Origin of the sequence: Streptomyces sp. NPDC006463 (genome assembly GCF_042870715.1) — a bacterium.
GTDB lineage: Bacteria > Actinomycetota > Actinomycetes > Streptomycetales > Streptomycetaceae > Streptomyces.
In genome coordinates, this window is the sequence record NZ_JBIAHP010000044.1 from 18,247 (window position 1) to 29,024 (window position 10,778).

Annotated in this window: 12 protein-coding genes and 1 pseudogene; 9 read left to right on the top strand and 4 right to left on the bottom strand. The window is 70.7% G+C overall.

Annotated elements, in window-relative coordinates; translation table 11 throughout:
• Positions 1 to 749: 749 nt before the first annotated feature.
• The 4 genes from ACFYOB_RS39650 to ACFYOB_RS39665 all read right to left on the bottom strand — a co-directional run bounded on the left by ACFYOB_RS39650 (position 750) and on the right by ACFYOB_RS39665 (position 3,841).
• Positions 750 to 1,223, bottom strand: coding sequence for a deaminase (locus ACFYOB_RS39650; protein ID WP_388569421.1), 474 nt, complete (start codon positions 1,221 to 1,223; stop codon positions 750 to 752).
• Positions 1,223 to 1,903 carry a RibD family protein gene (locus ACFYOB_RS39655; RefSeq protein ID WP_388569424.1) on the bottom strand — a complete coding sequence of 227 codons (681 nt, stop codon included), beginning with the start codon at positions 1,901 to 1,903 and terminating at the stop codon, positions 1,223 to 1,225. The genes ACFYOB_RS39650 and ACFYOB_RS39655 overlap by 1 nt, the downstream gene beginning before the upstream one ends.
• A 21-nt stretch (positions 1,904 to 1,924) precedes the next feature.
• Positions 1,925 to 3,337, bottom strand: a complete 1,413-nt coding sequence (locus tag ACFYOB_RS39660) for a helix-turn-helix domain-containing protein (protein ID WP_388569427.1) — start codon at positions 3,335 to 3,337, stop codon at positions 1,925 to 1,927.
• Between the two features lie 171 nt (positions 3,338 to 3,508).
• Positions 3,509 to 3,841, bottom strand: coding sequence for a GntR family transcriptional regulator (locus ACFYOB_RS39665; protein WP_388569430.1), 333 nt, complete (start codon positions 3,839 to 3,841; stop codon positions 3,509 to 3,511).
• Between the two features lie 185 nt (positions 3,842 to 4,026).
• On the opposite strand from ACFYOB_RS39665, the gene ACFYOB_RS39670 reads away from it, so the two are divergent.
• The 9 genes and pseudogenes from ACFYOB_RS39670 to ACFYOB_RS39710 all read left to right on the top strand — a co-directional run bounded on the left by ACFYOB_RS39670 (position 4,027) and on the right by ACFYOB_RS39710 (position 10,596).
• The gene (locus tag ACFYOB_RS39670; protein ID WP_388569433.1) at positions 4,027 to 4,404 is read left to right on the top strand and encodes a hypothetical protein; all 378 of its coding nucleotides are present in this window, start codon (positions 4,027 to 4,029) and stop codon (positions 4,402 to 4,404) included.
• 298 nt (positions 4,405 to 4,702) lie between these two features.
• Positions 4,703 to 5,506 carry a hypothetical protein gene (locus tag ACFYOB_RS39675; RefSeq protein ID WP_388569435.1) on the top strand — a complete coding sequence of 268 codons (804 nt, stop codon included), beginning with the start codon at positions 4,703 to 4,705 and terminating at the stop codon, positions 5,504 to 5,506.
• A gap of 152 nt (positions 5,507 to 5,658) precedes the next feature.
• The gene (locus ACFYOB_RS39680) at positions 5,659 to 5,880 is read left to right on the top strand and encodes a hypothetical protein (RefSeq protein WP_388569438.1); all 222 of its coding nucleotides are present in this window, start codon (positions 5,659 to 5,661) and stop codon (positions 5,878 to 5,880) included.
• 5 nt (positions 5,881 to 5,885) lie between these two features.
• Positions 5,886 to 6,149, top strand: a complete 264-nt coding sequence (locus tag ACFYOB_RS39685; RefSeq protein WP_388569440.1) for a WhiB family transcriptional regulator — start codon at positions 5,886 to 5,888, stop codon at positions 6,147 to 6,149.
• 139 nt (positions 6,150 to 6,288) lie between these two features.
• A pseudogene (locus ACFYOB_RS39690) lies at positions 6,289 to 6,534 on the top strand (DUF5999 family protein); the annotation flags it as partial.
• 227 nt (positions 6,535 to 6,761) lie between these two features.
• Positions 6,762 to 7,142: a hypothetical protein gene (locus ACFYOB_RS39695; protein WP_388569443.1), complete on the top strand. Its 381-nt coding sequence runs from the start codon at positions 6,762 to 6,764 to the stop codon at positions 7,140 to 7,142.
• A 152-nt stretch (positions 7,143 to 7,294) separates the two neighbouring features.
• Positions 7,295 to 9,628: a DUF2637 domain-containing protein gene (locus ACFYOB_RS39700; protein ID WP_388569445.1), complete on the top strand. Its 2,334-nt coding sequence runs from the start codon at positions 7,295 to 7,297 to the stop codon at positions 9,626 to 9,628.
• A 248-nt stretch (positions 9,629 to 9,876) separates the two neighbouring features.
• Positions 9,877 to 10,392 (top strand): hypothetical protein, encoded by a 516-nt coding sequence (locus ACFYOB_RS39705; RefSeq protein ID WP_388569448.1) that lies wholly within the window; start codon positions 9,877 to 9,879, stop codon positions 10,390 to 10,392.
• 3 nt (positions 10,393 to 10,395) lie between these two features.
• On the top strand, positions 10,396 to 10,596 hold the full coding sequence (locus ACFYOB_RS39710; protein WP_388569451.1) for a hypothetical protein: 201 nt from the start codon (positions 10,396 to 10,398) through the stop codon (positions 10,594 to 10,596).
• The last annotated feature ends 182 nt before the right edge of the window (positions 10,597 to 10,778 follow it).

The following is a 10,778-nucleotide window of genomic DNA, read 5'->3' on the forward strand; positions in this document are numbered from 1 at the left end:
GAGCGGATGGGAAACACCGAGCCCCCTCCGTGAGGAGCGGGCACAGCGCCAAAACCAGAGGCACCCGGCCGATCTCGGCTGGGGGGAGATTTCTCCTCTCGTCTCGGTCTTGCTGCGGAGCCCCTGTCAGGGCCCCGCGGTTGGCAGGTTTGGCGGGTAGGGCACCGGGCGTTGTCAGCGACCGGGGTCTTGCTGGGTGGTGGCCCTTGTCAAGGGGGCCGACCCGCTTGTCAAAGGCGGGGTGGTGCTTGCTGAAGAAGTGGCTCGATGAGCCGAGCTCGGAACCGGGTGTCAAGCCGGGACCGAGTAACCGATCCGGGGTGTCAAGCCCGGTCGGAGCGAAGGGCCGCGCGAGGCCGAGTGGATTGTCAGTCCGCTCTTCTGGCGCGCGCGGCCGGTGGCGGTTACGTCACCCCGACCCCCTCGATTCCGAAGGTGGAGTCGGCATACCTGAATGCGTACCTGACGTCGTGACCGCGATGGTGAAACGGCGTCGTGCCGCGTGAAGTTCCGTGCGGGCGGGTAGCCTTCATCCCGCGATCACCTCCCATCAGGTGTCGCCCGAACGAGGCTTCGCCCCGTTCGAGAGCCCCCGTGGACCATGCCCGGTCCAGGGGGCTTTCGTCGTTATCGATCAAGTCTGTGCACAGCCTAGTCCCAGAACCGGACACAACTGTGGGACGAATTCGCGCAACGCCCGAGCTGCCTGGAATGCCGCGAGATTCTGTCCGGAGGAAAGTGGACCTTGGTTACGCGAGTCCCCCGAGATGGGAGTTGCTGGCCCTCGCCGCACTAGCGAGTTCGGGGAGTTCGTCCACGACTACCCCGGCCTCCGCCAGCTGTTCGACACCGATGCAGTTGGCGACGAACAGGGACGGCTCGCGCCAGGCGATTACGACGCGCGTGAGGCCGGCGGAGAGGATCAGCTGCGCGCACGGCGTGACGGCGTGCCGCCTCTGGGAGCAGGGTTCGAGCGTGCTGTAGATCGTCGCGGTGTTCAGCCGTGGGTCGCCTACAGGCAGCTTCGCGAGCGCCGCTTCCTCCGCATGCACGTGAGCGTCGGTCTCCCGGCTGTAGCCGTTCGCCAGCTCGGTGCCGTCGTCGCCGACGATGACCGCGCCGACGGAGTAGGCGCCTTCGGAGGGCGGGCACAGCTTCGACAGGTCGATGGCCCGGCGCATCCAGTACAGGTCAGCCTCGTGCGCGGTGGAGGTGCCGTTCATCAGGCGCGTCCCTTCGGGGCGTAGCGGAGAAGGACGACGTCGCCGATCGGGCGGGCCTCCAGCAGCTGCATTCGGGCGGTCGATCCGCCCGGGTAGGCCGCGGTACCTAGGAACTTCGGGGCGTCGGCCTGGCCTACCAGGAGTGGGGCGACGACGAGGTGGAGCTCGTCGGCGAGGTCCTGAGACATGAGCTGGGTGTGGATCGTGCCGCCGCCCTCGACCATGAGCCGGCCGATTCCACGGCGGCCGAGCTCGTCGAGGACCAGGCCCCAGTCCAGGTTCGCTCCGACGCTGACGACGTCGGCCAGCTTGCCGAGTGTGACCTTCACCTTGTCGACGGCGGAGTCAACGGTGAATACGAGCTTCTGGCCCCCGTGATGCCAGAACTTGAGGTCCGCGTCCAGATTGCCGCTCGCGGTGACAGTGACCTTCAGCGGGTACTCAGGCCGGCCCTCGGCAATCCGCTTTGCGCGACGCTCTTCGGAGTTCACCAGAAGACGCGGGTTGTCCTTCCGCATCGTCGTTGCGCCGATCAGGATCGCGTCAACCGAGGCGCGTACCTCGTCCACCCGGTCGAAATCGTCGGCGTTGGAGAGCAGCAGCCGATCGGAGCTCGTGTCGTCCAAGTAGCCGTCGACCGATGTGGCGGCGGAGAGGATGACGTACGGACGCGTGGTCATAAGCGGTGTGATCCGTTCTTCTCAGGCTTCGTGGGCGAGTACGGCGTCGAACTGGGTGCGGAAGTCGGCAACCTCCGGTTGGCGCTGCCAGGGGATCAGTGACTTGTCCAGGCGTGCGAGCTCTCGGATGATCCGGCCGGACCCGGTGTCCCTTGCCACAGTCAGGGCTTGGAGCCCGACTGCGGCGGCCTGCTCCGGAGAGCCAGCACCTGAGTGGGCTACGGCGGCCCGAGCCAGGTAGACCCCTCGATCGCGGTGGTAGCTGTCGGGCAGCGACTTGATGGCGCTGGTGAAGATTTCCGCAGCCTCCGCATGCTTGCCCAGCGCTTCCAGCCCCTGCGCCCGGTGGACCTCGATGTACTGCTCGTTCAGCCACACGCCCCATGGGGTCGGGTCGGCGGAGACCCGATCGAGGGAGTTGCGCACGTCGTCGATCGCGCGCTCGCTGTCGATGGACTCGCCCCGCAGCGCGTGACCGTACGACTCGTAGGTCCGGGCGACTGCGGCGAGTCGGCTGCGGGGACGGGCCATGCGTTGTGCGGCCTCGGCGAGGTCGACGACGTCGACCAGGTCCCGCGTCTCGCCGGCGAGCTGGGCCTTGCGTGCCATCACGTACGAGGTCAGATCGCCGTCTCCAACGGTGTGGCTCCACTGGAACGCCCGGTCGAGCCAAAACTGGGCGTTGTCGAAGTCGCCCAGGTCCTGGTAAAGCCAGGAGGTGAATTCGGCGTACTGCGTCTGCAGTTCCATAAGGGCGTGACGGTCGACGCCCTTGCTGTCGCGCCGCAGATCTTTGATGGTCTCGATGTATTCGAGAGCGGCCGTGATGGCGTGTCGGGGTCCGAGCAGGTTGTCGTTGTCGATCAGCAGGCGCCGTGCGCGTTGAAGGTGTTCCACCGGCGTGTCGCTGTACGCGGCGGCTGACCGTGCTGGCCGCGGAAGGCCCAGCACTGCGGAGTCCGCGGCTGCTGGCGTTCCCACGCCGAGCGCGGCTGCCGCACCGATCCCCAACCCACCGCGCAGCATCGCGCGTCGATCGAGCGCCACGAAAACCACCGATCCATCCCGTAGACGAGCGGGGACAAAGATCCCCTCATGGTCTGACGCTGCCTGCTGGGAGGTAGCTGTGGCCAGCCCAATCGCGGCTTCGGATACATGGGGAGTCGAAACGGATACATGGCCCGGGGGGGAGGAGGTATGCCCGATGTCCCGCCAGAGCTGGACCAAGAGCCCGCCTGCATCGAGCTGCTTGTCGATTAGCTTGACTTCAGCGAGATCCTTCGGCGGGCGCTCGCCGCTTTCCCATCGCTGCACTGTGGAGTGGGAAACGAAGGTCTTGGTGGCTAATGCCCGCATGGACATGCGACGGACGGCGCGCAGTTCCCGGATCATGTATCCGAGGCGATGCTGGGGCGACTTCTCCGGCGTCAGCACGTTTGGCTGCTGCCCCACTTGGTGCCCCCTCTATGTCTCCGATCGGTGTATCCAACGGCTGGATACATGTCTGCTCTAGAACTCGCTCCGGGGCCGGGCCTACAACTTTGTTAACGAAGTTGAACCCGCCGAGGAGGGACGAACATGCGCCACGAGATGCAGAGAAGGACGTCAGTCGTTGCGCCCCTTCTCGACCTTCTCGAGGCGCGCGGTGAGGTCAGCGACCTGCTTCTCAAGCGCCTTGAGGGCCCGGGCAGTCGAGTCCTCGCTGGTCTCGGTGGCGGTGTCTGTGATGTAGGAACCCCTCCCCTGGTGGGAGTAGATGAGCCCGGCCGTGCGCAGCTCGGTCAGGGCCCGTTGGACGGTGCCGGCCGCAACGCCGTACTCCTCTGCCAGCTCCCGCGTGCTCGGCAGCTTCGTTCCGGCGGTCAGTCGACCGGAGCGAATCTTGTCGCGGACATCCTGAACGATTCGCTGGTACGGCTGCACGGCCTCGTTGCTCATGAGCGACATCGTAGGTCGACCCCCTCGCCTTAGCTAGCTTCCATAGCTTCCTCAATCAAGTGCTTGACACGCCCCCGACTGTATCAGGTAAGTTATGTATGTCGATGAAGTGGGACGGTCGGCAAAGCCCCCACCTGCCACTTGTCGGGATCACATGAGTCCGTCAACCGAAGGGAGCACCACCCATGAACGTCACCCGCCGCCCCGTCACCAGCGTCGCCACTGAGCACTTCGATGCCGAGACGCTCGCGCTCCTGGAGGCGGTCGAGGTGCCGCTCCCCCACTTCGCAGACCTGGACCTGGACGTCGCCTTCGGCACGCCGCTGGAGATGTACGAGGCTGGCCCCCTTCCCCACGAGCGGCTCGACGGCCTGGACCTCACCGCCGCCATCGCCGCGATCGAGGCCCGAGAGAACCGGATGCTCGCCGCCCGCGACATCGCCGCCGACTCGGCCGTCACCACCCTGGTGCGCGAGCGCCTGGTTGACGTGCTCCTCCCCTACGCCGCCCAGCTGCGCATCACGCGGCCGGTCCCCGCGGCGCCCTTGCCGCTCGCGGCCTAGCTGCAGCCGGGTCCTCACGGACCCGGCTCCTTCACCCGGAACTGTCGACGGCGGCGCCGGATGTGGGAGCCGGAACCATCGGTGACCAGTAAAACAGCAGGTTTCACCGTCTCCTTGGGGGCGGCGGCAGTGGGGTGAGCCGAGCTCCCCCGGCCTAGGCGCCTGTACCGAATAGCTCCACCTGATCCACCTCGAACAGCGCTGCTGCGCTGTCTGTCCGCCAGGACCAACCCGCCGAAAGGGCGGCCTGGCGCGGCAGAGAAGGCAGCACCCGCTTCCGCGTCGTCAGGAGGTCTCGATGCCCCGCATCCGTCCCGGCCGTAACCGGTCCAAGAACACCAACCGCCGCGCGCCTCTGCTGCTCAGCAACATGGCGCCGGAGGACTTCAACGTCCGCCCGGGCGAGACGAAGTCGATCGCCTGCCCCGACTGCCGCACCTGGCGCCGGATTATGGGCGACAAGGTCCTCAAGATTCGCGAGCACTGCATCTCCGACAAGGTCGCCGAGGGCGAGAAGCACACCCTCTGCCCCGGCACCGACCAGGTCGTCGTCATCGACATCGACGTACAGCGCTGGCAGGCCCGGCAGAACCGCCTGCTGCGCGAGGCGATGCCGCAGGACAACCGGCGCGCCGCCCAGCAGTTCTACAAGCCCCTCCCGGCCCCGGCCGCTCCGGTCTCCCGGATCAGCGCCGAGATCACGCTGGAGACGGCCCGCCAGTCCTACCTCGCCCACCGCAAGGGCTGCACGCTCTGCGTCAAGGGCCGGCACTGCACGGACGGCGGCATCCTGGCTCGCCGGTACGTCCTCGCGCTCAACCAGGAGCCCGCCCGCCGCGAGGCCCGCGACGAGCAGGAGCGCCAGGAGCGCCGCACCGCCCGGAAGCTGACGGCGCCGGCTGTCCGCAGGGCGCAGTGGACCAAGCACGGCGGCGAGGAGGTCGAAACGGCGAACAACCGCTGTGCAGAGCGCATCGCGGGCTCCCTCTCCGAGTTCCGCGGCCCCCAGCTCCCGCTGGCCCCGCGGGACCCGGAGGGACACGACCGGCGTCAGGCCGAGCTGGGCAAGCAGTACGCCGCTAAGAAGGCGTCGGCGGCCTGACCCGCCCGGACATCGCGACGAACGACCACGGCCCCGGCCGCCCCGCACTGGGGGCGGCCGGGGCCGTGGCTGCTCGTACGAACAGCCTGAACGACGACAGCCCCGGGGATTGCGCCCCCGGGGCTTGTCCAGGACCTGAATCGGAGGACCTGATGCAGCTCAGCATGACACGTGCGGTGCCCCGGCCGAGCGCCGGGATCATCGACGACACCGAGGACGCGGACAACAAGAAGGGCTTCGAGCCCGACGACCTCGCCGCGTTCCACCGGCTCGTCCGACACCTCACCGCCGACGGCGACCGTCGCGCGGCCCGCGCTGGCCGGAAAGCCCGCCGCACGCTCGCCGAGATGGCCCTCGTCGGACAGGGGCGGTGAGCGGGATGGACTGGCGTCACTACGCGGTTTGCGCCGACGAGGGCGACCCGGAGCTGTTCTTCCCCATCGGCAACACCGGCCCGGCGCTCCTGCAGATCGAGGAGGCCAAGGCCGTCTGCCGCCGCTGCCCCGTCATGGAGCAGTGCCTGCAGTGGGCGCTGGAGTCCGGCCAGGACGAGGGCGTCTGGGGCGGCCTGTCCGAGGACGAGCGGCGGGCGATGAAGCGCCGCGCCGCCCGCAACCGGGCCCGGAACGCGAAGAACCACTGACCGCAGTGCGGGACGGAAACCCAACTCCGCTCCCGCACCGCGCCGCCCGACCAGGCCGGTCGCCCGCCACACGGGCAGCCGGCCTTCCGCACGCCTCCAGCCCGGGAGACTCTCGGGCCCGCATCCCGCAGGAGAGCCCATGCGTACCAGCACCGACACCGCGACGACCGCCAGCACCACCCGGCTGCCGGAGTCGCTCTGCACGCACAGCCCGAAGTGCCCGACGGCCGAGAGCCCGGACCGGGAGGCCGCGAAGGTTGTGGCCGCCCACCCGGAACAGGGCTGGAGCCTCCTCTGCAACTCCCTCATCGTCTTCGACGACACCGGTGAGCTGCTCCCCGACGGCCGGATCGTCGCCCCGCACCGGCCCACCGGCGCCGTGGACACCGCGCTCCCCCTCCTCGCGGACACGCACCCGCTCATCGGCGGCACGACGCGCAGCGGGAAGACCAGCGCGGCTGCGTTCCACGCGGCGGCGTCCCTGGCCAACAGCACCGCGTGGTCGGCCTGACGGCTGCCTGATCCGCCCGCACCGGCCCGCCGAACCCCGGCGGCCGGGTCGGGCGGTGACTGGGAGCCGGACAGTCCGGACCACTCACCCAGGGAGCCCATATGCACGCCTACTCCGAGCCCGCGACCACCAAGGGCAAGGCCGTCACGTTCCAGCGCGACGACTTCGTGCTCTACCGCGACCCGGAGCGGTTCTGGCGCGGCGAGGCGAACCACACGTTCGTCTGCCGGGTCAGCCGGGTCAACACCTACGTCTCCGGCGGCATCCGCTACACCCTGCTGCCCGTGCAGGGCGGCCTGATCAACGACGCGATGGGCCAGTACATGCGGCTGCTGCCGCCGGCCGACGCGATGCGCGACATCGACACCGCCCCGCTCCACACCGCGGGCGCGGCGGACGAGATGACGGCGGCCGCGATGGCCTGGCTCACCCAGCAGCACCGGACCGCCAACCGCCCGCCGGAGCTGCCCGCCGGCGACTGACCCACCCAGCCCCGCAGCAAGACGGTCCTCCGAGTCCTCGGCATTAGAGCTGCCGGGGCCTCGGAGGACCTGGTCCTGACCCTACCGACCGACGCTGCCCCGCGGTGCCCTTCCTCACGGAGGCGCCGGAACGTACGAGAGGACATCCCCCCGTGGCCACCAAGACCAACCCCCGCCGCCGGGCCCAGCCCAAGAGGCAGCCCCGCACCCCCGCCGCCCGGCCGCAGACGCCCGCGGCCGCCGTCCCGGATCAGGCCGCCGCCCCGGCCACCGAGAACACCGTGCCGCTGGTCCACGAGGAGACCGACCCGGTCCTGGCCGACGCCGCCGACCGCGCCGCCGACCTCCGCGCCCAGGCCGCCGCCGACGCCGCCCGGATCGTCGCCGCGGGCGAGGCCCGCGCCGCCGAACTGCTGGACGCTGCCCGCACGGAGGCGGCCACCCTCACCGAGGAGACCACCACCGAGCAGTCCCGCCTCCTGGCCGACGCCGCCACCGCCGCCGACCAGGCCCGCGCGGACGCCGAGACCACGGCGGAGCAGCTGCTCGCCGACGCCCGGGAGAAGGCCGAGGCCCTCACCACCGAGGCGACCGGCAAGGCCGACGAGCTCCTGGCCGACGCGGCGGCGGCCGCCGACCGGCTCCGCAAGGACGCCGCGACCACTGCGGCCGCCGACGCCCGGCAGGTTCGCGCCGACGCCGAGGCGACGGCCGAGCACCTGCTCGCCGACGCGCGCGGCGAGGCAGAGGCCCTCACCACGGCGGCGGCCGGGAAGGCCGAGGAGATCCTGGGCGACGCGCGCCGCCAGGCGCAGGACGCGCTCACCGCGGCGGCTGCCGACGGCGAGCGGGTCCGTACGGAGGCCGGCCGGGAGGCGGCGCGGATCCTCGCCGACGCGAAGGAGGAGCGCACCGAGCTCCTCGCCGAGGCCGAGCGCACGGCCGCTGACACCCGCACGCGGGCGGCCAAGGACGCAGAGGAGCTCCTGGAGCGCGCCCGTGCCGACGCGGAGCGGACGCGCGGGAGCGCGGACGACCAGGCCGCGCAGGTCCGGGCCGGGGCAGAGAAGATGGCGGCCGGCCTTCGGGCCGACGCCGACCGCGCCCTGGACGATGCCCGCGCTTCGGCCGAGGAACTGCGGACCGCCACGGACAAGGAGGTCACTCGGCTGCGGGAGCAGGCCGAGTCGGAGCAGGCGACGGCCCGGGAAGCCGCTGCCAAGGCGACGGCGGACCAGGCCGCTGCCGCGCTTGCCCTGGCCGAGGCCGAGCGGGTCCTCGAGGCGGCCACGCAGCGCACCGTGCGGCGGGCGCGGCGACGGGAGATCCGGGCCGAGTCCCGTGCCACCCGGCGCAGGATTCGCGACGAGGCTCGGCCCGTCGGCGGGGTCCCGCCGCTGTCCGGGCAGGAGCTGCTCCTGGTCGTCGGGATCGTCCTGGCGGCCGCGGTCGTCTCCACCCTCGGCCTGCTCTCCTCCTACACCGCACTGGAGGCCAAGGCCGCTGCGTGGGGCTGGGAGTGGCCGTGGCTGCTCCCGGTCGGCATCGACGTCGCGATCCCCGCGTTCACCGGCGCCAACCTGATCCTGATCCGGATGGGGATGGAGCTGCGCTGGATCCGCTGGGTGCCCCGGGTGCTCACGGCGGTGACCGTGTACCTGAACTGGAACGCCTCGGACTCCGCTTCGGGCCGCATCGGGCACGCCGCCCTCACCCTGCTCTGGGTGGTGTTCTCCGAGATCGCCTCCCACGTGTACGCCACGAAGATCGGCGCGGTCACCGGGAAGGTGCGCATGGAGACGGTCCGGCGCTCGCGCTGGCTGCTCGCCCCGATCCCCACCGCCCGGCTGCGCCGCCGGATGATCCTGTGGGAGATCACCTCCTACGACGAGGCGCTCACCCGCCTCCAGCAGGAGACCTGGCTGCGAGCGCGCCTGCGCGAGGAGCACGGTCTGCTGTGGCGTTGGAAGGCTCCGCTGGAGCAGCGGATGGCGCTCAAGCTCGGCTCGGCGCCCGCCGCGCTCGCTGACACGCTCACCCCCGAGGACGCTCACACCGTGGAGCGCGCGGACGTGAGCGCCGACGCTCACCCGGAACAGGGCGGCGCTCACCCCGAGGTGAGCGCGCTCACCTCGGGCGACGGGGAGGGCGAGCGTGAGCGCCCGGCGCTCACCATGGGCGCTCACGAGGGTGAGCGTGCCGTGGAGGACGACGACGCTCACCGAGCGGAGAGCACTCGTACGCGCAGCGAGCAGGGCGCGCTTACCGAGCGCCGCCACGATCGGATCCGCCTCCTCTACACCGAGCTCGGGCGCCGTCCGGAGTGGACGGAGATCCGCGACGCGCTCACCCAGGCCGGTCTGTCCGACGAGCCGGTCTCCCGCCCGACCGCCCAGCGCCTGCGCGCTCAGGTAGAGGAGGGCACCCCGAGCGCCCCGGCGAGCGCGAGCGTGAGCGCCGGGGCGAGCGTCCCGGTCAACGCCTGAGCGCCCACCGGCGCTCACCTTCCCTGCCGCTCATGGTCGCCCCCGGCCCGCGCCCACGCTCCCCCGAGCGTGAGCGTGGACCGGTGACGGCCACGGCCGGCAGGCCCGCGGTCCGCACCCGCCCCGAGCGGGGGCGCGGACCGCCCGCCCGAACCGAGCACCACCCGGCCCCGCACGCACGCCTCGGGGACACGGACCCACGAACCCCTTCCCCCTCTCCCCACCCCGAGACCTGGAGGTCTTCAGCCATGCCCGAGAACAGCAACCGGTGGACCTCGGACCACCTGATGAAGCCTGGCGGCACCGCCGTCTACGCCGCCCAGCAGCGCGAGCGGCTGCGGCAGATGGCTGACGAGGTCAGGGCCCTGCTCGGCGAGTACCGGGCCGACCTGGAGAACATCAAGTTCGACGGGGACAAGCCCTTCGAGGCCCGGATCCGGGCCTTTCTCGCCTCCCGGCCGCTGGCGCAGCTCGAAAAGGACCTGCGGGACGCGGTAAACCACGCGGGAAAGCTCGACGCCGAATTCCAGCGACGCTACGTCGAACTGCCCGCCAAGCGCGAGAAGAAGGCGGAGAAGAAGGAACTGGAGAAGGCCCACAAGAAGGGCCTGGCCACCGCCCGCGCGGTCAACACCGCCGGTCACCTCAACGGCCTCACCAGTGCCTTGGCCGAGCCGACCGGCGACGGGAAGGGAGTCGTGCAGAAGACCGGCACGGACGGCGGTCAGAACACCTTCCTGGACTTCCTGGAAAAGAGGGCCTGATAAGTGGCTCCGCACCTTTCCAAGGGTCAGACGGCGCGCTGGAACAAGCGCCTGGCGGAGACCGCCACGAACAAGGCGCGGGCGACCGCGCTGTGGGACCTCGCCCGGCTCCTGGCGGGCACCGACGACAAGGCGTGGGCCGACCTGGTCCTGCTGCTCCAGCGCTGGACCACGGAGCAGCAGGGCCGGCCCACCTCGTCGTAACGCTCCGCGCTCATCACCGCTCATCATCACCGCCTCACCCCGTGAATCCGGGGGTCCCAACATGCGCGCCTATACGCGCGCGTGAGGCCCCCGGATCCGTGACCCGGAGTGACTGATCGAATGGAGACGGCCGATGGCCGACGACGACGCCGGGGGGACCGTCCTCGGCTTCCCCGGCGGGC

Bases quoted from the DNA above. Each gene is read 5' to 3' on its own strand.
- ACFYOB_RS39650 (WP_388569421.1), bottom strand. From the start codon at position 1,223: ATGAACGGCACCTCCACCGCGCACGAGGCTGACCTGTACTGGATGCGC.
- ACFYOB_RS39655 (WP_388569424.1), bottom strand. From the start codon at position 1,903: ATGACCACGCGTCCGTACGTCATCCTCTCCGCCGCCACATCGGTCGAC.
- ACFYOB_RS39665 (WP_388569430.1), bottom strand. From the start codon at position 3,841: ATGAGCAACGAGGCCGTGCAGCCGTACCAGCGAATCGTTCAGGATGTC.
- ACFYOB_RS39670 (WP_388569433.1), top strand. From the start codon at position 4,027: ATGAACGTCACCCGCCGCCCCGTCACCAGCGTCGCCACTGAGCACTTC.
- ACFYOB_RS39675 (WP_388569435.1), top strand. From the start codon at position 4,703: ATGCCCCGCATCCGTCCCGGCCGTAACCGGTCCAAGAACACCAACCGC.
- ACFYOB_RS39680 (WP_388569438.1), top strand. From the start codon at position 5,659: ATGCAGCTCAGCATGACACGTGCGGTGCCCCGGCCGAGCGCCGGGATC.
- ACFYOB_RS39685 (WP_388569440.1), top strand. From the start codon at position 5,886: ATGGACTGGCGTCACTACGCGGTTTGCGCCGACGAGGGCGACCCGGAG.
- ACFYOB_RS39695 (WP_388569443.1), top strand. From the start codon at position 6,762: ATGCACGCCTACTCCGAGCCCGCGACCACCAAGGGCAAGGCCGTCACG.
- ACFYOB_RS39705 (WP_388569448.1), top strand. From the start codon at position 9,877: ATGCCCGAGAACAGCAACCGGTGGACCTCGGACCACCTGATGAAGCCT.